Here is a 22130-nt window from a genome sequence, read left to right on the forward strand (position 1 = left end):
TCCGTCTCGTCAAGTCCGAAGGGGACATGCCAATGAGTACGCTTGCCATGAAGGAGGGTGCCGGCATGGATTCCGGGCCGAATACCAGCCAGAGCTTCTGGAAATCGGGCCACCGCCCGACCCTGATCGCCTCGTTCCTCTATTTCGACGTCGCCTTCATGGTCTGGGTCATGCTCGGCCCCCTGGCGCCGATCATCTCGCAGGAGCTCGGGCTCGATCCCGCGCAGAAGGGCCTGATGGTCGCCGTGCCGACGCTTGCCGGTGCGGTGCTGCGCATCGTCAACGGCCTGCTCGGCGATCGCATCGGCCAGAAGCTGACCGGCGCGATCAACCAGCTCATCGTCATCGCCGGCCTCGCCGTTGCCTGGCACTTCGGCATCTCCACTTACGAGGGCACCCTGGCGATCGGCGTGATCCTGGGCTTTGCCGGTGCCAGCTTCGCGGTCGCACTGCCGCTCGCCAGCCGCTGGTATCCGCCCGAGCACCAGGGCAAGGCCATGGGCATCGCCGGCATGGGCAATTCGGGCACCGTGCTCGCCGCGCTGTTCGCGCCGCTGCTCGCCAAGACCTTCGGCTGGAACGAGGTCTTCGGCCTCGCGCTGATCCCGCTGATCGCGGTCTTCGTGTTCTACATGATCGCCGCCAAGGACAGCCCCGACCAGCCCGAGCCCAAGCCGCTCTCGGCCTATGCCGACGTGCTCAAGGAGAAGGACGCCTGGTGGTTCATGCTGTTCTACTTCGTGACGTTCGGCGGCTTCGTCGGCCTCTCGAACTCGCTGCCGACCTACTATGCCGACAGCTTCGGTCTGACCCCGGTCATCGCCGGCTATTGCACGGCCGCCTGCGTGTTCACGGGTTCGCTGCTGCGCCCGATCGGCGGCGGCCTGGCCGACCGCTTCGGCGGTATCCGTACGCTCACCGCGGTCTATGCCTTCGCGGCGATCGTGCTGGCGGGCATCGCCTTCGCCGGCGCCTCGCTGCCGCTGACGATCGCCTTGTTCCTCACCGTCATGGGCACGCTGGGCATCGGTAACGGCGCGGTGTTCCAGCTCGTCCCGCAGCGTTTCCGCAAGGAGATCGGCGTGATGACCGGGCTCGTCGGTTTCGGCGGGGGCGTCGGTGGCTTCTACCTCGCCTCGTCGCTCGGCTTCGCCAAGAAGCTGACCGGCAGCACCAGCCCGGGCTTCCTGATCTTCGCCAGCCTGGCGGTGATCGCGCTGCTCGGCCTGACCCTGGTCAAGAGCCGCTGGCGGACGACCTGGGGCGCCGCGGTCCAGGGCGTGCGCATCTAAACGCATACCACCTATCGAAAGACGAGCCAGTCACCCCCGCGGCAGCGGGGGTGACGAGGCGGGGGAAGGGGCCTGACGCGCAAAGAACCGTCAGGAAGGGATCACATCATGAGGAAGTTCATCACGGCGGCCGCGCTGGCGGCGCCGCTCGGTTTCGCGCAGCCTGCGCTCGCAGCACCGGCGCCCAAGTTCGGGGATCCGGTCAAGGTCGGCGACGGCCTGACGCTCGATCCGATCATCGACGCGCGGCTGCGCTGGGAGCATGTCGATCAGCCGGCGACTGAAGCCGATGCCGTCACCCTGCGCCTGCGCGCGGGTGTCGAGCTCAAGCACGCCTCGGGCTTCTCGGCGCTGGTCGAGGGCGAAGGCACCTTGGCGATCGGCGCCGACTACAACGCCTTTCCCTTCGCGGTCGCGGTCGGCCAGCGGCGGCCGCAGTTCTCGGTGGTCCCCGATCCCGAGAACATCGACCTCAACCGCGCGCAGATCCAGTACAAGAGCAAGGCGGCGACGCTGACGCTCGGTCGCCAGCGGATCAACATCGACGATCAGCGCTGGGTCGGCTCGGTCGCCTGGCGGCAGAACGAGCAGACCTTCGACGCCGTGCGTGCCGAGGCCAAGCTGGGGCCGGTGAACCTCGATGCGACCTATGCGATCAGCCAGCGCACGATCTTCGGCATCGACGCCGGACGTACCACCGATTTCGCCCCCGGCCAGGGACCGCGCCAGGACTACGACGGCGATTTCGTCTTCCTCAACGCCGTGGCCAAGGCAGGCCCGGTCAACCTGCGCGCCTTCGCCTATCTGCTCGACTACGATCCCGTGTTCTTCCGCGCGAACTCGTCGCAGTCCTACGGCGGCAAGGCGACGGGCTCGTTCCCGCTGGCGCCCAAGTTCAAGCTCAACCTGATGGCCAGCTATGCGCGGCAGAGCGACTACGGCAGCAACCCGGTCGACTATTCGGCCGACTATATTGCCGGCGAAGCTGGCCTCGCGATCGACAAGCTGACCCTGACCGCGGGCTACGAGGAACTCGGCAGCGATCGCACCGCCGCGGCGGGCGCCAGCCGCGCGGTGCAGATGCCGATGGCGACCCTGCACAAGTTCAACGGCTGGGCCGACCTGTTCCTGACCACGCCGGCCAAGGGCCTGCGCGACAGCTATGTCGGCGCGGCCTACAAGTTCGATCGCGTCAAGGCGCTGCCCGGGCTCAACGCCGCGGTGATCTGGCACAATTTCGACAGCGACGTCGGCGGGCTCGACTACGGCGACGAATGGAACGCCTCGCTGGGCTTCAAGCTCGGCCAGGTCGCGGTGCTGGCCAAATACGCCAACTACAAGCGCCACGGCGCCGCCGATTTCGCCGGCGACCAGGATACCGAAAAGTTCTGGCTCCAGGCCGAGGTGGCTTTCTAGTTCCTCCCCAGGAAGGCGAAGGAGGCCGGAGCGCTAGGCGCCCCGGTCTCCTTCGCCATAACCCGTGTGAATTGCTGCACTGCAAAAAAGACTTGCCCCCGGCGCGGAGAATCGGTTAGACAGAAGGCAAGCGAGGCCGTGCCGCCCAACGTCGGGCGAACCAGCGCAGCCGCTTTTCATTAGACAACGCGTGGCAACGGAGCCGCCCGAATGATCCCGAAAGGATCGATTCGAGGCGGCTTTTTCGTTGTGCGCGTTCGGTACGGAGACCTGACGTGAATGCGCCGATGACCTTCGGAAACGACAACCCCGGTAGCGGCACCCGCGAACGCTTGGTCGTGATCGGTAACGGCATGGCCGGTTGCCGCGCGGTCGAGGAGATCCTCGCACGCGATCCGGGCCGCTACTCGATCGCGATCTTCGGCGCCGAGCCGCGGGTGAACTACAACCGCATCATGCTCTCGCCGGTGCTCGCGGGCGAGAAGGCCTTCGACGACATCGTCATCAACACGGCCGAATGGTACGAAGAGAACGGCATCGAGCTGATCTCGGGCGATCCGGTCGACCAGATCGATCGCGCGACCCAGACCGTCATCGCTCGCTCGGGCCGCGTCGAGCCCTATGACCGGCTGCTGATCGCCACGGGCTCCGATCCCTTCATCATTCCTGTTCCCGGCTCCAAGCTACCCGGTGTCGTCACCTTCCGTGACCTCGACGACGTCGACAAGATGCTCGCCGCCGCGGACAAGGGTGGCAATGCGGTGGTCATCGGTGGCGGCCTGCTCGGGCTCGAGGCCGCGCACGGCCTCAACCTGCGCGGCATGGCGGTCACCGTCATCCACCTGATGCCGACCCTGATGGAGCGTCAGCTCGACGAAGCCGCCGGCTACCTGCTCAAGACCGAGCTCGAAAGCCGCGGCCAGGTGATCCTTACCGGCGCCGATACCGCCGAGATCGTCGAGAAGGATGGCCACGTCGCCGGCGTCAAGCTCAAGGACGGGCGAGAAATCCCTGCCGACATCGTCGTCATGGCGGTCGGCATCCGCCCGGCCACGGCGCTGGCCAAGGCCGCGGGTCTCGAGGTCGAGCGCGGCATCATGGTCGACGACCACATGATCACCTCGGACCCGGCGATCATGGCCGTGGGCGAATGCGTCCAGCACCGCGGCACCTGCTATGGCCTCGTTGCGCCGCTGTGGGACATGTGCCGTGCGCTGGCTGACCACGCGACCGACAGCCCCTCGGGCTACGAGGGCTCGGTCACCTCGACCAAGCTCAAGGTCTCGGGCATCGACCTGTTCTCCGCCGGTGACTTCTCGGGCGGCGACGGCGCCGAGGACATCGTCATGCGCGACGCCGCGCGCGGGATATACAAGCGCGTCATCGTCAAGGACGACAAGCTCGTCGGCGCGGTGCTGTATGGCGATACGGCCGACGGCTCCTGGTACTTCGACCTGCTCAAGAAGGGCGAGGACGTCTCGGACATCCGCGACGCGCTGATCTTCGGTCAGGCCTTCGCTTCGGGGGGCGCCCTCGCGGACCCTAATGCCGCCGTTGCCGCCCTCTCGGACGATGCCGAGATCTGCGGCTGCAACGGCGTCTCCAAGGGCACCGTGGTCAAGACCATCCAGGGCGGGGCCTGCAGCCTCGACGCCGTCCGTTCGCAGTGCAAGGCCTCGGCAAGCTGCGGTTCGTGCACGGGCCTGGTCGAGAGCCTGCTCAAGATCACGCTCGGCGACGACATCCAGTCGGGCCCCAAGACCGTCTGCAAGTGCACGAGCTTCAGCCACGACGACGTGCGCCGCCTGATCCTCGAGAAGGAACTGAAGGCAATTCCTCAGGTGATGCAGGAACTGCACTGGACCACGCCCGACGGCTGCTCCTCGTGCCGTCCGGCGCTCAACTACTACCTGCTCTGCGCCTGGCCCGGCGAGTACGTCGACGACCAGAAGAGCCGCTTCGTCAACGAGCGCATGCACGCCAACATCCAGAAGGACGGTACCTATTCGGTCGTCCCGCGGATGTGGGGCGGGCTGACCAATCCGAAGGAACTGCGCGCGATTGCCGACGTGGTCGAGAAGTACAACGCGCCGATGGTCAAGGTGACCGGCGGCCAGCGGCTCGACATCTTCGGCATCAAGAAGGAGGACCTGCCCGCGGTCTGGGCCGATCTCAACGCCGCCGGCATGGTCTCGGGCCACGCCTACGGCAAGTCGCTGCGCACGGTAAAGACCTGCGTCGGTTCGGAATGGTGCCGCTTCGGTACCCAGGATTCGACCGGGCTTGGGGTCAAGCTCGAGCAGATGACCTGGGGCTCGTGGATGCCGCACAAGTTCAAGATCGCGGTCTCGGGCTGCCCACGCAATTGCGCGGAGGCGACGATCAAGGACTTCGGCGTGGTCTGCGTCGACTCGGGCTACGAACTCCATGTCGGCGGCAACGGCGGCATCAAGGTTCGCGCCACCGACCTGCTGTGCAAGGTCGCGACCGAGCAGGAGGCGATGGACGTCTGCGCCGCCTTCACCCAGCTCTACCGCGAGCAGGCCTGGTACCTCGAACGCACCGCCCCCTGGATCGAGCGTGTCGGTCTCGACCACGTCAAGCAGGGCCTGTTCGACGATCCCGAGGCGGTCGCCAAGCTCGCCGCACGGTTCCGCTACTCGCAGCAGTTCATGCAGGACGATCCCTGGGCCAAGCGCGCCGCGGGCGAGGATGCCGAACTGCACCAACACCTTGCCGAAGTTCGGCCCCTGGAGTTCGCACAATGATCGGAGACTGGCTCGACATCGGTCCCACGGACCAGATCGCCCCGGGCAACGCCCGCACCCTGCCGGTGCGTGGCGGTGAGGAAATCGCGGTGTTCCACACGATGGACAACCAGTTCTATGCCCTCGTCAACAAGTGCCCGCACAAGCAGGGGCCGCTGAGCCAGGGCATCGTCCACGGCAACGTCGTGACCTGCCCGCTGCACAACTGGAACATCTCGCTCAAGACCGGCGAGGCGCTCGGCGACGACGAGGGCTGTGTGCCGACGATCCCGCTCAAGGTCGACGCGGGCCGGATCTACCTGCTGCGCGAGGCGGTCGTCGCCAAGCGTGCGGCCGTGGCGAAGGCGGCCTGACCCGATGCGCGAAATCCGCACCACCTGCGCCTATTGCGGCGTCGGCTGCGGCATCAAGGCCGAGGTGACGGGGCGCGAGGTCGCGATCAAGGGCGACGAGACGCACCCCGCCAACCTCGGCAAGCTCTGCTCGAAGGGCACGCATCTAGGCGAGACGGTCGGCCTCGAAGGCCGGCTGCTCTACCCCGAGGCCGGCGGCAAGCGCGTCACCTGGGACAAGGCGATCGACCGCGTCGCCAAGCGCTTTGCCGATACGATCGCGCGCTATGGCCCGGACAGCGTCGCCTTCTACGTCTCGGGCCAGTTGCTGACCGAGGACTACTACGTCGCCAACAAGCTGATGAAGGGCTTCATCGGCACGGGCAACATCGACACCAACTCGCGCCTCTGCATGTCGAGCGCGGTCGCCGGGCATATCCGCGGCTTCGGCGAGGACGTGGTTCCCGCAACCTACGCCGATTTCGACGAGGCCGACCTGATCGTGCTCGTCGGCTCGAACACCGCCTGGTGCCATCCGATCGTCTACCAACGGATCATGGCGGCGCGGGCTTCGCGCGGTACCAAGCTCGTGGTGGTCGATCCGCGTCGGACCGAGACCTGCGAGGAGGCCGACCTTCACTTGCCGCTCCGTCCCGGCAGCGACGTCGCGCTGATGAACGGCCTGCTGGCCTACTGCCGCGACAAGGGCCTGCTCGACGAGGGCTATCTCGAAGACTGCGTGACAACCCCCGACGGTTTCTGGGAAAAGCTCGGTGAGGGCAGCGACCTTTGGTCGACCGCCGCGGCCTGCGACCTGCCTCCGGCGGACCTGCTCGCCTTCTACGAACTGTTCGCGGCCAATCCGCGGACGATCACGCTGTTCAGCCAGGGGATCAACCAGTCGGTGCGCGGCACCGACCAGGTCAATGCGATCCTCAATGTCCACCTCGCCACGGGCCGCATCGGCAAGCCCGGCGCGGCGCCGTTCTCGATTACCGGCCAGCCCAATGCGATGGGTGGCCGCGAGGTCGGCGGGCTCGCCTCGACCCTGGCCGCGCACATGGATTTCGCGCCCGAGAACGTCGAGACCGTCCGCCGCTTCTGGGCCGCGCCGCGCATGGCCAGCAAGCCCGGGCTCAAGGCGGTCGACCTGTTTCGCCAGGTTCGCGAAGGCCGGGTCAAGGCGCTGTGGATCATGGCGACCAACCCCGCGGTGTCGCTGCCCGACGCAGGCCTGGTGCGCGAGGCGCTGGCCGCCTGTCCCTTCGTCGTCGTCTCGGACTGCATCGCCGATACCGACACCGGCCGCTTCGCCCACGTCAAGCTGCCCGCGGCGGGCTGGGGCGAGAAAGACGGCACGGTCACCAATTCGGAACGCCTAATCAGCCGCCAGCGCGCGCTGTTCCCGCTCGCGGGCGAGGCCCGGCCCGACTGGTGGATCATCACCCAGGTGGCCCAGGCGATGGGCTGGACCGAGGCCTTCGCCTACGATCGTCCCGCCGACATCTATCGCGAGCACGCCCGGCTCTCGACCTATCAGAACGGCGGCAAGCGTCTGTTCGACATCGGCCATCACGCGGTCATCTCGAACCCCGCCTATGACGCCATGACGCCATTCCGGTGGGGCGGTGAAGGGGACAAGGCGCCGTTCGCCAATGGCCGCTTTTCCACGCCCGATGGCAAGGCACGGCTGGTCGCGGTCGAGCAGATGGCGATCGAGGCGCCTTTGGCGAAGTTCCCGATGACGCTCAACACCGGCCGCTACCGCGACCAGTGGCACACGATGACGCGCACGGGCCTGTCGCCCAAGCTCTCGCAGCACCGCCGCGAACCGCTGGTCGAAATCCACCCGGCCGACGCCGTCGCGCTGGAGATCCAGGCCGACGATCTCGTGCAGGTTTCCACCCCCGCGGGCGATTCGGTGTTCCGGGCGCTGCTGTCCGAAGGCCAGCGCCGCGGCGAGGTGTTCACGCCGATCCACTGGACCGATCGCCAGTCCACGGGCGGCCGCACCGGCCGGTTGCCGCGACCGCTGGTCGATCCGGTCTCGGGCCAGCCGGGCTTCAAGTCGACCCCCGCGCGGCTCGAGAAGCTGGCTCCCGAATGGCGCGGTTTCGTCATCGCGCGCGACATCCCGGACGAGATTCCCGCAGCCTATGCCACCAAGGTCCGGGTCGCTGCCGGCTGGCTGGTCGAAGTCGCGGGCGACGGCGATCCGGCGGTTCTGGCCAAGGCCGTGCTCCCCAAGGGCGAGCGGATCGAAACCATCGACCAGGCGCGCGGCGGCATGCGCGTCGCCGTGCTCGAAGACGGCCAGTTGATCGCCGCGCTGTTCGTCACGCGCAGCGGCCGCACGCCGTCGCGCGAATGGCTGATCGAGCAGCTTTCCGCCGCGGGCATGGCCTCGTCGATCGAACTGCTCGCCGGCCGTCCGGCGACGCCGCAGGCCGATCGCGGTCCGATCGTCTGCGTCTGTTTCGACGTGGGTATGAAGACCATCGTCGAAGCCATTGCCACACAACAACTCGTCTCGGTCGATGCCGTCGGCAAGGCGCTTTCGGCCGGTACCAATTGCGGCTCGTGCCGCCCCGCAATCCAGCGCCTGATCGGCGAAACCAAGGAGGCCGCCCATGCGTGACACGACCCCGATCGCAGCGGGAGAAGTCTGGCTGGTCGGCGCTGGACCCGGCGATCCCGAACTGCTCACGCGCAAGGCCGAGCGGCTGATCGGCGAGGCCTCGGTGGTGTTCTACGACGCGCTGGTCGGCCCCGAAGTGCTCGATCTCGCGCGGCCCGGCACGCGGCTGGTCCATGTCGGCAAGCGCTCGGGCCGCCACTCGAAGGATCAGAAGACGATCGACGCGCTGATCGTCGAGGCGGCGCTCGCGGGCGAGCGCGTGGTGCGGCTCAAGGGCGGCGATCCGTCGATCTTCGGCCGGGCGACCGAGGAACTCGACGCCTGCCGTGCGGCCGGCGTGCCCGTGCGGATCTGCCCCGGCGTCACCGCTGCCAGTGCCGCTGCGGCAGGGATCGGCGCCTCGCTGACCCTGCGCGGGCTCGCGCGCAAGCTGACCTTCGTCACCGCCCATGCCCGCGCCGGCGAGGAACTGTCGCTCGACTGGTCGGGGCTGGCCGATCCCGAGGCGACCTTGGCGATCTACATGGGTAAGGCTGCCGCGGGCGAGGTCTCGCGCAACCTGATGGCGGCGGGCCTGCCCGGCGATACGCCGGTGGCGCTGGTCGAGAACGCCAGCCTGCCGAGCCAGTCGGTACTGTTGACCCGGCTCGACCTGCTCGGGCTCTCGGCCAAGGCGGCGCTCGGCGATGGACCGGCGCTGATCCTCGTCGGCCAGGCGCTGGCGGTCGCGGGCGAGGCCCAGGCGCTTGCGGGAGCAGCCCGAACGCTGGCATGAGGGCGCGGCCTTCCTCCAGGAGAAGCCGGTGCGCCTTCACGCCTATTTTCGCAGCTCGACCTCATATCGCGTCCGTATCGGCCTGAATCTCAAGGGTTTGGACTACGAGGTCGTGCCGGTGAACATCCTCACCGGTGAGCAGCGCAAGGACGCCTATCGCGGCAAGAATCCCTATGCCGGCGTGCCCGCGCTCGAGGTCGAGGGGCGTGTCTATGCCCAGTCGATGCCGATCCTCGAATGGCTCGACGAGCGTTATCCCGAACCGGCCTTCCTGCCCGGCGATGCCGACGCGCGTTTTGCCGTGCGCGAGCTGGCCTATGCCATCGCCACCGAACTGCACGGCCCGCTCAATTCGCCGGTGCTTAAGTACCTGGAGAGCGAATTCGGCCAGGATAAGGATGGTGTCCGCCGCTGGTATCATCACTGGCTGGCAAAGACGCTCGGCGGGGTCGAGGCGCGGCTCGCCGAACGCGGTGTCGGCGACTTTCTCGGCGAAGCGCCGGGGCTGTTCGAATGCGTGCTGATCCCGCAGCTCTACAACGCGCGGCGCTTTGGTTTCGAGCTTTCGGCGATGCCGTGGATGCATCGGATCGAGAGCGCCTGCCTCGAACTGCCGGCGTTCATCCGCGCGCACCCGGACAATCAGCCCGACGCGACCTGAAGCTCCGAAAGGTCGAGCAAGTCCAGAAGCTTGGCGCGGGCTTTTCGCACGTCGCGCCATAGTGCTGGGCGCGCCAGATCGGCGGGTGCAATCGTCTCGGGCCATTCGGCCGAAACCAGACTTTCGATGCTCGCGATCCGCCGTTCGTCGACCAGGAAGCGCGGGTCCACCGTCGCGGGATCGGCCACGACACGCAGCCGCAGGCAGGCGGGGCCACCGCCGTTGGCCATCGATTCGCGGACTTCGACCGGGACGAGCCGGCGGATCGGGCCATTGCTCGCGACCAGACCCTCGAGCCAGGACCAGACGCGCGGATTGGCGCGGGCCTCGCTCGGCAGGATCAGCGCCATTCCGCCCTCCGGCAGGGTCACGAGCTGGGCGTTGAACAGGTAGGAGGAAATCGCCTCGGCGAGGCTCACCGCCGCGGCGGGAACCTCGATGATCTCGACTTCGGGCAATTTCTCACGAAGTGCCGCATAAAGTGCCGTGGGATCGGCAAAAGCCTGCTCGTGGGCGAAGAGCACATGCTCGTTGGCCACGGCGACGACGTCGTTGTGGAAGGCGCCTGCAGCGATCGCTTCGGGTGATTGCCGCGCGAACAGGGTGCGCGCCGGATCGAGGCCGTGCCGCCGCGCCACCGCCGCGCTGGCCTCGCGATGCTGGCGCGCGGGGAAGGGGCCGCCGCTCTCGCCGTAGACGAAAACCTCTATTCCCAGGGTGTTATGGCTCGAACACAGCCGCATGTGGTTGGCCGCCCCCTCGTCGCCGAAGGGCGGGGGGACGGGCGCGTGCACCATGAAATGGCGGCTGTCGGCAAAGGCCAGGCGGAGCTGGGCGAGGGTGCCCGGCCACTCGTGGCTGCGGTGGGGCATGGTCACGAGGTTGGCGGTGCTCAGGTGGCAGCGGCCATCGGCGGTGTCGGGCGAGGGCGACACCGTCGCGGCGTTGGCAGCCCACATCGCCGAGGCCGAAAAAGCGTTGGCACGCAGGGCCTTGTCGGCGCTTTCCATCGTGGTTCCGAGGCTGGCGAGCCAGGCCTCGTCGGGGCGGTCGAGCGGCACGAACAGGCCCTGGACGAGGCCGAGTTCGAGATTGGCACGCATCTTGGCCAGGCCCTGCAACGCCGCTTGGCGCGGATGGGCGAGCTTGCCGGCATTGGCGGTCGCGGCGAGGTTACCGAGGCTGAGCCCGGCGAAATTGTGGCTCGGCCCGACGATCCCGTCGAAGTTGATCTCGATGAGGCTCATCGCGGAACGTAAGTCACGGAATCACCGGGAGAAACCTCAAGCGCTTCGGCCGTTCCGGGGCTCAACTTGACACCTGTCGTTGTTGCCGCAATCCGGCCGCATGACGCCCGGAATGCGCCCAGATGCCCATGCGCGACCAGGCAGTCCTCGCCCTCGTCGCTTAGGCCGACGATTTCGGCCGTGCGCGCGGTCTTGATCGTCGCGATCTCGTCGGTCGGTGCGGTCATCGTCGGGCCGCCGTCGAACACGTCGACGTAGCATTCGTAGCGGAAGCCTTCGTTCTCCAACATCCGCTGCGCAGCCCGACCCGACTGGTGCGGCTTGCCGATCACCGCGAGCGCGGTCTCGGGCAGCAGCGCGGTATAGATCGGGTGCTTGGGCATGAGGTCGGCGATGAACTGGTTGCCGTGGATCGCGTTGAAATCGTCGGCCTCGCGGAAGCTCATGCCGAAGAAGCGCCCGGCGAGGCCGTCCCAGAAGGCCGAGCCGCCGGTCTCGTCGTGGGCGCCGCGCAGTTCGGCGATGGTCCGGTCGGCGAAGCGCGCGCGGTGCAGGGCCATGAACAGGTAGCGGCTGCGCGCGAGCAGCGCGCCGGTGCCCGCGGCGCGATCGCCGGCGAGAAGGAACAGCCCACCGACCTCGCTGGCGCCGTCGAGATCGGTCGAGAGCACGAGCGTCTCGGCGCGGATCGTGCGGTCGAGCTCCTTCGAATATTGCGAGAAGGTGCTGATCCGGTACGAGTAGAACGGCCAGCGCGCGCCGATCCGCGAGAAGATCTGGCAGGTGCCGCGGACCTTGCCGCTGGCCGTGTCCTCGAGCACGAAAAGGAACAGGTCGTCGGCGAGGGTGTCCTCTGCTCGGGCAAACGAAGCCTCGGTGCGCGCGAGCTTGGCCTTGAGCGTCGGCCGGTCGGGCGGCAGGTTGGTGAAGCCGCCGCCGGTGCTCTTGGCCATCTGGTAGAGCGCGGGCAGGTCCGCGGGGCGGGCGGCGCGCAGGACGAAGCTCATAGGCCATCTCCCCGATCGAGGCGGTGGAGCACGAGCGCGGTCAGCCGCGCGCGCGGAACCAGCGAGGCCATGTCGCAATACTCCTGCGGCGAATGGATGAAATCGCCGCGTGCGCCCATCGTGTCGAGCACGGGCACGCCGCAGGCAGCGATGTTGTTGCCGTCGCAGACGCCGCCGGTGTCGTGCCAGGCGAGGCTTTCGCCGAGATCGGCGGCGGCGCGCGAGACCAGCGCGAACAGGCGCTCGGCCCCCGCGTCGATCGGCTTGGGCGGGCGACCGAAATGGCCGTGGAGCGCGATCGTGACGTCATGATCGCACGCGACCTCGGCGACGAGACGATCGAGCAGGGCTTGCGCTTCCGCCGCCTCGGCCGGGCCGTGCGGGCGCAGGTTGACGCGCAGCACGGCCAGGGCGGGAACGCTGTTGCTGGGGCCGCCGCCGTCGATCTTCGCAGGATTGATGCGCAGCGCCGGATGCCGCGCGCGGTGGAGCCGCAAGGCGAGATCGCCCGCGGCGACCACGGCATTGCGCCCGTCCTCGGGATTGCGACCGGCATGCGCGGCGCGGCCGGTGACGACCGCCGCGAAATTGCCCGAGCCGGGCCGCGCGCGCGCCATGCCGCCGCCGGGCAGCGCGGGTTCGTAAGTCAGCGCGGCGATCTTGCCGCGCGCCAGTTCGGCGATCAGCGGCGCGGAGGCGGCCGAGCCGGTTTCCTCGTCGCTGTTGATCAGCACGTCGTAACCGAGCGTGGGGCGGCCTGCCTCGAAGGCAACCAGCCCCGCGAGCATCAGCGCCAGCCCGCCTTTCATGTCGGCCGCGCCGGGGCCGTTGAGCCGGTCGGCGTCGAGCCAGGTGCTCGCCTGGAACGGGTGGTCGGCGGCATAGACCGTATCCATGTGCCCGGTCAGCAGCACGCGGCGCTCGGCCTCGGGGCGCACGCGCAGGACAAGGTGGCGGCCATGCGCCACGGGTGCGAGTTTGCCCGCGGCGGTGACGGTCTCGACCGGCTGCGGTTCTTCGAGCGTTAGCGCGCCGGGCAGGACGGCGAAGGCATCGGCGAGCAGAGCGGCGGTTTCCGCCAGGCCGGCGAGGTTCGCCGTGCCGCTGTTGATCGCGGTCCAGGCCAGCACCCGGTCGGCGATCGCGTCGCGCGCGATCGGTTCGACCAGGGCGGCCTCGTCGCGCGTCACGGGATCAGCATCCCCGCGAGCGAGGCGACGTTGCCCGTGGGTTGCGCCGCCTCGAAGCTGGCGACCGGATAGGCGCAGTAATCGGCCGCATAGAAGGCGCTGGGCCGGTGATTGCCCGAATCCCCGAGCCCGCCGAAGGGCATCGCGCCCGAGGCGCCGGCGGTCGGCCGGTTGCGGTTGACCACGCCCGCGCGGCTTTCGCGCACGAAGCGCTGCCACAGCGCGAGGTCGGGGCTGACCAGCCCGGCGGCGAGCCCGAAGCGCGTGGCATTGGCCGCGGCGATCGCCTCGTCGAAACTGTCGACCCGCGTGACCTGGAGCACGGGCGCGAAGATTTCCTCGTCGGGCACCGCGAGGCCGGTGACGTCGAGCAGAGCCGGGGTGACGAAGGTCGCGCGGCGATCGGGCAGGGGTTCGAGCAGGCGGATCGGCCGCGCGCCGAGCGCGACGATCTGGCCGACCTGCTGCTGCGCGCGCGTCGCGGCTTCGGCCGAGACCAGCGGCCCCATGTAGGGCGCGGGATCGGCGTTCCAGGCATGGACGCGCAGCCGATCGCGCAGCGCGGCGATCGCCTCGACCACGGCATCGCCGAAGGTGCCGTGGGGCAGGATCAGCCGCCGCGCGCAGGAGCAGCGCTGGCCGCTGGTGACGTAGGCCGATTGCACGACCAGCGCGGCGGCCTCCTCGACGTCGAGCGCCGCATCGGCACCGTCCCAGACCACCAGCGGATTGTTGCCGCCGAGTTCGAGCGCGAGGATCACCTTGGGGCGATCGGCGAAGATCCGCCGGAAATGCGCGCCGGCGGCGGCCGAGCCGGTGAACAGCAGTCCGTCGATGTCGCTCTCGACCAGCGCCGCGCCGGTTTCCTTCGCGCCCTGGACCAGCGTGAACACGCCTTCGGGCAGTCCCGCAGCCTGCCAGGCATCGGCCATGGTCTCGCCCACCGCGGGGGTCAGTTCGCTGGGCTTGAACACCACGACATTGCCCGCGAGCAGGGCGGGGACGATGTGGCCGTTGGGCAGGTGGCCGGGGAAATTGTAGGGGCCGAGCACGGCCATCACGCCGTGCGGGTTGTGGCGGAGTACGGTTTCGCCGAACATCGTGGCGCTGCGTTTCTCGCCCGCGCGTTCGGCCTGGGCGGCGATCGACAGGTCGATCTTGCCGATCATCGAGGCCACTTCGCCGCGGCCTTCCCACAGCGGCTTGCCGGTTTCGCGCGCGATCAGGCGGGCGAGATCCTCGCTGCGCGCCTCGAGCACGCCGCGATAGCCGCGGACCATGGCCAGGCGCTGCGCGAGCGGCGTTGCGGCCCAGCCCGCGAGCGAGCACCGCGCGACATCGACCGCGCGGGTGACCGCAGCGGGCTTGGCGGCAGGGCCCTCCCAGACCACTTCACCCGTTGCCGGATCGAAGGATTGCAGCATCGCGTCCATCATCCTCCCTTGTGGGAATTCCACAAGGCCCATTCTAGGAAGGACGTGTGGAGCTTGCGGTGGACGGTCCGGTGGGGACGTTTGCCTGTGCGGTGGGCGATCCGTCTCGCTGCCGTATTTTGCCAATTTCATCTGCCCGTCGCCCCTGCGAAGGCAGGGGCCCAACAGAGTTCTCGCCCTGAAGCGGAGGGCGCGTGGCGGCGCGGTCGGTTGGGCCCCTGCCTTCGCAGGGGCGACGGGTAAGGTGGTTGGTCTGGGTTGCCCTCCGTTCCTGCACTTGCGGCAGACCGTCCCGACTTGACGCTAACGGGTTGTATCGGTGGTCTTTCCGCGGTTGCGCACAGGCCCGGGCTGAAAGATGATGCGACGGCTTGTGTGCTATGGGAACTTTTCCCTACGACGCGCGCTTAGGCGTTTGATGTGCGGGGCTTAATCGGTCTCGTCCATGCGGGTTCGACGGGGGCTATGCAGCAGAGGGTCAGCGACAGATTTGCGATGCTGCGCCGGAAGCGGGTGCGGTTCGATGCCTGTGCGGGCGTCGTCGCGACCGCGCTTGCCCTGACCGCCTTGCCCGCCTGGGCGCAGGATGCCGCCCCCGTTGCCGTATCGCCGCCCGCCGAAACCAAGCTCGAGGCCGGCAAGCTGCCCGTGCCCGCCGCCCCGCCCGAAGCGAACCTGCCCGCGGTCGATCCGGTGATTTCCGACGAGGCTTTCAACAAGGCGATTCCCTCGCTCGACGTCGCCGACGATGCCGAGCTCGACCGCCCGCTCGAATCGATCGAGGAGTTCGAGCGTCAGATGGCGTCGAAGCAGGCGGGAGCGAAACCCACCGAGGGACAGAGGGCCCCCGCGGGCAATGCCGCCTTGGCCGATGGCACCGCGACCGAGCAGATCGGCGATGCGCCGGTCAACGATCCCGAGCTCAACAAGCCGCTGCCGCCGATCGACCAGTTCCAGGTCGAGCCGGTCCAGTTCGCCGAGGCGGACGAGGACGACAAGGCGGCCGAGGTTGCCTATCGGGTCGAGGTCAACGGGCTCGACAAGGCCGATGCCGAGACCGAGACCGACCTGCGCGATCTGTTCGACGATCTCTCCGCGCTCGGCAGCGGCAAGGGCAAGGCCGCCAACGCCGCGATGGTCACGGCGCGGCTGACCGAGGACGAAGTGCTGCTCGAGCGCATCCTCGCGTCCGAAGGCTGGTTCGGCGCGCGCGTGCGCACGCGGCTCAGCCGCGGCGGCGAGGCAAGCCAGGACCGTGAGGACGAGGATGGCGGCGAGCCCGCGACCCAGAGCGCGAGCGCTCGCCCGGCCGCGCCGGGGCTGACCGCCGTGCTCGATGTCACGCCGGGCAAGCGCTACACGCTCGGCTCGATCGTGATCCTGGCCGCGCCGACCATCCCGGCCGATCTCGTCAGCCGCAATCTCGCGCTCAAGACCGGCGAGCCGATCGTCGCGCAGCGCGTCCAGGGCGCCGAGGCGCAGATCGCCGTGGCGCTGCCCCAGGAAGGCTATCCCTTCGCCGAAGTCGGCCAGCGCGACGTGCTGCTCGATCGCGACACGGGGCAGGGCGACTATACCCTGCCGGTCACCGTCGGCCCGCGCGCGCGGTTCGGCGACATCGCCACGACCGGCGATCTCGCCTTCGACGCCAAGCACGTCGGCGTGCTGACCCGGTTCAAGCGCGGCGAGCTCTACGACAGCCGCAAGGTCGACGACCTGCGCCAGGCGATGGTCGCGACCGGGCTGTTCTCGTCGGTGGCGATCGAGCCGCAGCGCAGCGGCCAGAAGGTCGCAGACGATCCCGACGGCGCCGAATACGTGACGATGATGGTCACCCAGGACGCCGGCCCGCCGCGCACGATTGCGGGCACGCTCGGCTACGGCACCGGCCAGGGCCTGCGCGCCGAGGCGACCTGGACCCACCGCAACATGTTCCGCCCCGAAGGCGCGCTGATCGCGCACGGCGTCGCGGGTACGCAGGAGCAGGGCGCGGGCGTGACCTTCCGCCGCTCGAACGCCGGCCAGCGCGACCGCACCTTCGAGCTCACGGCCGAGGCGCTGCACACCGACTACGAGGCCTACAACGCCTATACCGGCCGCCTCGCCGCGCGCATCGCGCGCGATTCGACGCCGATCTGGCAGAAGAAGCTGACCTATGCCGCGGGGGTCGAGCTGCTGGCCTCGGGCGAAGAGGACTACGACTTCGCCCTGGGCAAGCGCCAGCGCCGCACCTTCTACATCGCCGCGCTGTCGGGCCAGCTCGGCTTCGATACCAGCGACGATCTGCTCAACCCGACCAAGGGCTATCGCCTGACCACCCTGATCCAGCCCGAGGGTTCGCTCGAGGGCGGCTTCACGCCTTACGTCCGCGCGCGGATCGACGGTTCGGCCTATTATTCGGTGAGCAAGGACGTGGTCCTGGCCGGCCGCGTGCGCTTCGGCACGATCCAGGGCGCGGCGCGCAACGACATCGCGCCGTCGCGGCGGTTCTACGCGGGCGGCGGCGGCTCGGTGCGTGGCTTCGGCTATCAGGAGCTCGGCCCGCAGGACCCCGACGGCAAGCCGATCGGCGGCCGCTCGGTCAACGAGGCCGCGGCCGAGGTGCGCTATCGCTTCGGCAATTTCGGCATCGTCGGCTTCGTCGACGTCGGCCAGGCCTATGAGTCGACGATGCCCAAGTTCTCCGACCTGCGCTATGGCGCGGGTATCGGCGGGCGCTTCTACACCAATTTCGGGCCGATGCGGCTCGACATCGCGACGCCGATCAACCGGCGGCCGGGTGAGGCGCGGGTCAGCGTCTACGTTTCGATCGGGCAGGCGTTCTGATGGCCGGCGAAGAAGAACCCCCCGTGGAACAGGGCGCGCCCGAGCCGACGCCTAATAGCCAACCCGGCGAAAGCCAGCCGGTCGAGACGGAGGCAAGCGAGACCACCGAGGTTCGCGTCGTCGAGAAGCCGGCGAATTGGCCTCTGCGGATCGCCAAGTGGGCCGTGGGCCTCGTCGTTGGCTTTCTCGCGCTGGTGGCGCTCGGCGTGTTCCTGCTCGATACCGGGCCGGGTCACCGCTTCGTCTCGGACCAGATCGAGAAGCTGCAGTTCGAGAACGGGCTGACGATCAAGGTCGCGCGGATCGACGGCTCGATCTACGGTGCGATGACCCTGCGCGGGCTGTCGGTCGGCGACCAGAAGGGCGAATTCCTGTTCTCGCCCGAGATCAAGGTCGACTGGCGGCCGTTCTCCTACCTCAAGAACCACGTCGACGTCCGCGCGCTGACTGCGCAGCGGATGATCCTGCGCCGCGCGCCCGAGCTCAAGCCTTCGACCGAGGAAGGGCCGTTGCTGCCCAATCTCGACATCGACATCGGCAAGCTGCGGGTCGATCGCTTCTTCGCCGAGGCGCCGGTCTCGGGCGAGCGCCGCGTGTTCCTGCTCGATGGCCGCGCGCATATCGCCTCGGGCCGCGCGCAGGTGTGGTTCGACGGTTCGGCCGTGGCCGGGCAGGGCCGCGCCGGCGGCGACCGGGTCAAGCTCGTGCTCGACGCCGTGCCCGAGACCAACAAGCTCAACTTCCAGTTCGCGCTCGACGCGCCCAAGGGCGGCGTGCTCGCCAAGCTCGGCGGGCTGACCCAGCCGCTGGCGGTGCGGGTCGACGGCAAGGGCGACTGGAAGGTGTGGAACGGCAAGTTCGACGCCGACCTCGGCGGCCAGGAATTCGCGCGGCTGGCGCTGACCGCGCGCGACGGCACGTTCGCGATCAAGGGCCCGGCCCGCTTCGCGCGGCTGGTCAACGGCGCCACGGCCAACCTGCTCGGCCCGGCCAACGCGATCGACCTCACCGCCGTGGTCAAGGCGCGCAAGGCCGATCTCTCGGGGACGCTGTCGGGCGATGCCATGGGGCTGTCGGTCAAGGGCGGGGTCGACCTGTCGGACAACAGCTTCGCCGATTTCCAGCTCGGCTTTGCCTTGCTGCGCCCCTCGGCGATCGCGCCGAACCTGTCGGGCCAGAACATGCGCGCGCAACTGACGCTCAACGGCGCCATGGCCAGGCCCACGGTCGCCTACGTGCTCAACGCCGACCGCGTGCAGATGAACGACATGGGGCTCGAACGGCTGACCGCCACCGGCGAATCGCGCGTCGATGCCGATCGCATCATCGTGCCCGTCGCCGCGCGCGTCGCGCGGATCACCGGGCTCGACACCGTCGCCGGCGGCCAGCTCGCCAATGTCCGGCTCGACGGCGATCTCGCGATCGACTGGCCGCGGATCCTGTCGGACAACATGCGCATCCGCTCGGACCGCATCGACGCGGGCCTCGTGCTGATCGCCGATACGTCGAAGGGGCTCTACACCGGCGCGGTCAACGGCAAGATCGACAACTACAAGGTCGAGAGCGTCGGCACCTTCAACATCGAGACCAATGTCGATCTCAAGACCGTGCCGCAGGGTTTCGCGATGGTCGGCAAGGTCCGCGCGCGCTCGACCAAGCTGAGCAACGAGGGCCTGCGCAACTTCCTCGGCGGCAATCTCACCGCCTCGGCGGGCGTCGCCTATGGTCCCGACGGGATCATCCGGTTCAACACCTTGCGGCTGGAATCGCCCGAACTGCGCGTGACCGGCGGCGACGGCTCCTATGCGCCCAGCGGCCAGATCGTGCTCAACGCCCAGGCCGTGCACCGGCAATACGGCAAGGTCGGGGTCAAAGTCGCGGGCACGGTCAGCAATCCGCGCGCGAGCGTGGTGGCCGAGCGACCGGGGCTGGGCATCGGCCTCGCCAATCTCGAGGCCGAGATCACCGGCGCGCCCGGCGGCTATCGCCTCAAGGCCAATGCCGACACCGACTATGGCCCGCTGACCGCCGACGTCGTGCTGGGGATCGGCAAGGTCACCACGGTCGAGATCGCCAGCGCCAACCTCGGCGGCATCGACTTCGCCGGATCGCTGCGGCAGACGCCGGCCGGGCCCTTCGCCGGCCAGCTCACCGCCAAGGGCAACGGGCTCGACGGGCTGGTCCGGCTCGGCGCCCAGGGCAAGTACCAGGAAGCGCTGATCAACCTGCGCGCCGAGGATACGGTCCTGCCCGGTCCCGCCAGCCTGGCGATCGGCGCGGCGATCGTCGACGCGCGCGTGGTGCTCTACGACAAGCCCTGGATCGTCGCCGATGCGCAGATCGCCGATACCCGCATCAACATGCTGTCGATCCGCGAGGCGCGCGCGATCATCGACTATCGCGACGGCCGCGGCCAGGCCAAGCTGCTCGCGCGCGGCTATACCGGCGTGCCCTTCCGCGTGGCCGCCAACGCCGATCTCCAGCCCAAGCTGTGGAAGGCGATGATCAACGGCACCGTGCGCGGGCTCGCCTTCAAGACGACCTCGCCGGCGCGCGTGATCCCCTCCGGCGTCAAGGCAGGTGGGGGCTACGAGCTGCTGCCGACGCGGATCGACTTCGGCAAGGGCAACATCCGCCTCGCCGGCACCTATGGCAGCAACGGCGGCATCAAGGTCGAGAGCCGGCTCGACGCTTTCGACATGAGCCTGGTCAACGCCTTCATGCCGGCGATCGGCGTGGGCGGCAGCGCCACGGGCAGCCTCGACTTCGAGCAGGCGAGCACCGACGCCTTCCCGCGCGCCGACGCGCGGCTGTCGATCGACAACTTCACACGCACCACCTCGGTCTCGATCTCCGAGCCGGTCGACGTCAACTTCGTCGGCAAGCTGCTGCCCGACGGCGGCGAGGCGCGCGCGGTGTTCCGCGAGCGCGGCACGGTGATCGGCCGCATGCAGGCCTCGCTGCGGCCGCTGCCGCCGGGTGCCGGTTCGTGGACGACGCGGCTGTTCGGCGCGCCGCTCGGCGGCGGCATCCGCTACAACGGCCCGGCCGATACGCTGTTCTCCTTTGCCGGCCTGTCGAACCAGCGCCTCTCGGGTCCGATCGGCGTCGCGGCGGACTTCTCGGGCCGGCTCTCGGCCCCGCAGCTCAGCGGCGTGATCCGCGCCAACAGCCTGACCTACGAGAACCAGATCTACGGTACCAAGCTGACCAACATGGCGCTGTCGGGCCGCTTCACCGGCGACCGGCTCGAGATCGAGAAGCTCAGCGCCAATGCCGGTGCCGGCACGATCGCCGCCTCGGGCTTCGTCAGCCTCGCCGCCGAGGCCGGTTATCCGATGGACGTCTCGGTGACGATGAACAACGCCCAGCTCGCGCGCAGCAACGCCGTCTCGGCCTCTGCCACGGGCCAGCTCCGCCTGACCAAGGCCGCAGGGGAGACCGCGCTGCTCCAGGGCAAGATCGCGCTGCCCGAGACGCGCTATGAGATCATCCGGCAGGGCGCCTCGCAGGTGCCCGAGCTGACCGGCGTGCGCTTCAAGCCGAACCGCCGCCAGCGCTTCACCAGCGAGGAACCGCAGAAGCCCGCTCCGGGCCTGTTCAGCAACATCCGCCTCGACCTGGCGCTGTCGGCGCCCGAGCGGCTCTACGTCTCGGGCATGGGGCTCGAATCCGAATGGGGCGCGAACTTCCGGGTCACCGGGACCAGCGCCGTGCCGAACCTGACCGGCGAGGTCGAACTGATCCGCGGCACCCTGGACTTCGCCGACCGCAACTTCGAGCTGAGCGAGGGCCGCGTCACCTTCACCGGCGGGCGCACGATCGACCCGATCGTCCAGATGACCGCGACCGACGACATCGAGGACGTCACGGTCAACGTCAACGTCTCGGGCCGGGCCTACAACCCGCAGATCACTTTCTCGTCCTCGCCGGGGCTGCCGCAGGACGAGATCCTCAGCCGCATCCTGTTCGGCTCCTCGGTCACCGCGATCTCGCCGATCCAGGCGGTCCAGCTCGCCGCCTCGCTCAATTCGCTGCGCGGCTCGGGCGGCGGGCTCAACCCGATGGGCAAGCTGCGCTCGGCCACGGGCATCAGCCGCCTGCGCATCCTCTCGCCCGACGAGACCTCGGGCCGCGGCACGGCGCTGGCGGCGGGCCAGTACATCACCGACGACATCTACGTCGAACTCGTCACCGACGCGCGCGGCTTCACCGCCACCCAGCTCGAGATCAGCCTGACCAAGTGGCTGTCGCTGCTGAGCCAGGCGGGCGGCTCGGGCGTGACCAACTTCAACCTGCGCGTGCGGAAGAACTACTGATGCGCGCTCTGGCGGTCATCGCGCTGCTTCTGCTGGCGGGCTGCCAAAAGAGCTTCGACGAGCGCTACGAAGACGCGCAGAAGAAGATGGCCAGCCAGGCGGCCTCGATCGACCAGGAACTGGCGGTCAAGGCCAGCGAGGCAGCGATGGGCGAGGCGGCGGCGAGCGAGGCTGCTGCGAGTCCATCGCCCTCCGCTCCGCCATCCTGAAAGTCGGCGGCACCGCG

14 protein-coding genes are annotated in these 22130 nt (G+C 68.9%); 10 read left to right on the top strand and 4 right to left on the bottom strand.

Features of this window, described 5'->3' with window-relative positions; translation table 11 throughout:
* The first annotated feature begins 32 nt into the window (after nt 1-32).
* The 7 genes from OLX23_RS00475 (at nt 33) to maiA (ending at nt 9882) form a co-directional block, all read left to right on the top strand.
* Nucleotides 33-1292, top strand: a complete 1260-nt coding sequence (locus tag OLX23_RS00475; RefSeq protein ID WP_264442166.1) for a nitrate/nitrite transporter — start codon at nt 33-35, stop codon at nt 1290-1292.
* Between the two features lie 108 nt (nt 1293-1400).
* Entirely contained in the window at nt 1401-2708 is a 1308-nt protein-coding gene (locus tag OLX23_RS00480) for an alginate export family protein (protein ID WP_264442167.1), read from the top strand.
* Between the two features lie 287 nt (nt 2709-2995).
* Entirely contained in the window at nt 2996-5476 is a 2481-nt protein-coding gene (nirB, locus tag OLX23_RS00485; RefSeq protein WP_264443685.1) for a nitrite reductase large subunit NirB, read from the top strand.
* On the top strand, nt 5473-5829 hold the full coding sequence (gene nirD, locus OLX23_RS00490; RefSeq protein WP_264442168.1) for a nitrite reductase small subunit NirD: 357 nt from the start codon (nt 5473-5475) through the stop codon (nt 5827-5829). Before nirB ends, nirD begins: the two co-directional genes overlap by 4 nt.
* A 4-nt stretch (nt 5830-5833) precedes the next feature.
* Nucleotides 5834-8446, top strand: a complete 2613-nt coding sequence (locus OLX23_RS00495; protein ID WP_264442169.1) for a nitrate reductase — start codon at nt 5834-5836, stop codon at nt 8444-8446.
* Nucleotides 8439-9221, top strand: coding sequence for a uroporphyrinogen-III C-methyltransferase (gene cobA, locus OLX23_RS00500; protein ID WP_264442170.1), 783 nt, complete (start codon nt 8439-8441; stop codon nt 9219-9221). The genes OLX23_RS00495 and cobA overlap by 8 nt, the downstream gene beginning before the upstream one ends.
* Nucleotides 9222-9249: 28 nt before the next feature.
* Nucleotides 9250-9882 carry a maleylacetoacetate isomerase gene (gene maiA, locus OLX23_RS00505; RefSeq protein WP_264443686.1) on the top strand — a complete coding sequence of 211 codons (633 nt, stop codon included), beginning with the start codon at nt 9250-9252 and terminating at the stop codon, nt 9880-9882.
* Here the strand turns inward: maiA and OLX23_RS00510 are convergent.
* Genes OLX23_RS00510 through astD form a run of 4 tightly spaced genes read right to left on the bottom strand, consistent with a single transcriptional unit; the run spans nt 9864 to nt 14750 of the window.
* Nucleotides 9864-11129 carry an N-succinylarginine dihydrolase gene (locus OLX23_RS00510; RefSeq protein ID WP_264442171.1) on the bottom strand — a complete coding sequence of 422 codons (1266 nt, stop codon included), beginning with the start codon at nt 11127-11129 and terminating at the stop codon, nt 9864-9866. The two genes, maiA and OLX23_RS00510, sit on opposite strands and share 19 nt — an antisense overlap.
* Complete coding sequence (locus tag OLX23_RS00515; protein WP_264442172.1) at nt 11126-12136, bottom strand: arginine N-succinyltransferase; 1011 nt, start codon at nt 12134-12136, stop codon at nt 11126-11128. Before OLX23_RS00515 ends, OLX23_RS00510 begins: the two co-directional genes overlap by 4 nt.
* Nucleotides 12133-13326: a hydrolase gene (locus OLX23_RS00520; protein ID WP_264442174.1), complete on the bottom strand. Its 1194-nt coding sequence runs from the start codon at nt 13324-13326 to the stop codon at nt 12133-12135. Before OLX23_RS00520 ends, OLX23_RS00515 begins: the two co-directional genes overlap by 4 nt.
* Complete coding sequence (gene astD / locus OLX23_RS00525) at nt 13323-14750, bottom strand: succinylglutamate-semialdehyde dehydrogenase (RefSeq protein WP_264442175.1); 1428 nt, start codon at nt 14748-14750, stop codon at nt 13323-13325. The genes OLX23_RS00520 and astD overlap by 4 nt, the downstream gene beginning before the upstream one ends.
* Before the next feature lie 504 nt (nt 14751-15254).
* Between astD and OLX23_RS00530 the strand changes: the two genes are divergently transcribed.
* Genes OLX23_RS00530 through OLX23_RS00540 form a run of 3 tightly spaced genes read left to right on the top strand, consistent with a single transcriptional unit; the run spans nt 15255 to nt 22113 of the window.
* Complete coding sequence (locus OLX23_RS00530; RefSeq protein WP_264442176.1) at nt 15255-17585, top strand: BamA/TamA family outer membrane protein; 2331 nt, start codon at nt 15255-15257, stop codon at nt 17583-17585.
* Nucleotides 17585-21904, top strand: coding sequence for a translocation/assembly module TamB domain-containing protein (locus OLX23_RS00535; protein WP_264442178.1), 4320 nt, complete (start codon nt 17585-17587; stop codon nt 21902-21904). The genes OLX23_RS00530 and OLX23_RS00535 overlap by 1 nt, the downstream gene beginning before the upstream one ends.
* Nucleotides 21904-22113 carry a hypothetical protein gene (locus tag OLX23_RS00540; RefSeq protein ID WP_264442179.1) on the top strand — a complete coding sequence of 70 codons (210 nt, stop codon included), beginning with the start codon at nt 21904-21906 and terminating at the stop codon, nt 22111-22113. Before OLX23_RS00535 ends, OLX23_RS00540 begins: the two co-directional genes overlap by 1 nt.
* The last annotated feature ends 17 nt before the right edge of the window (nt 22114-22130 follow it).

Origin of the sequence: Novosphingobium sp. JCM 18896, assembly GCF_025938095.1 — a bacterium.
GTDB lineage: Bacteria > Pseudomonadota > Alphaproteobacteria > Sphingomonadales > Sphingomonadaceae > Novosphingobium.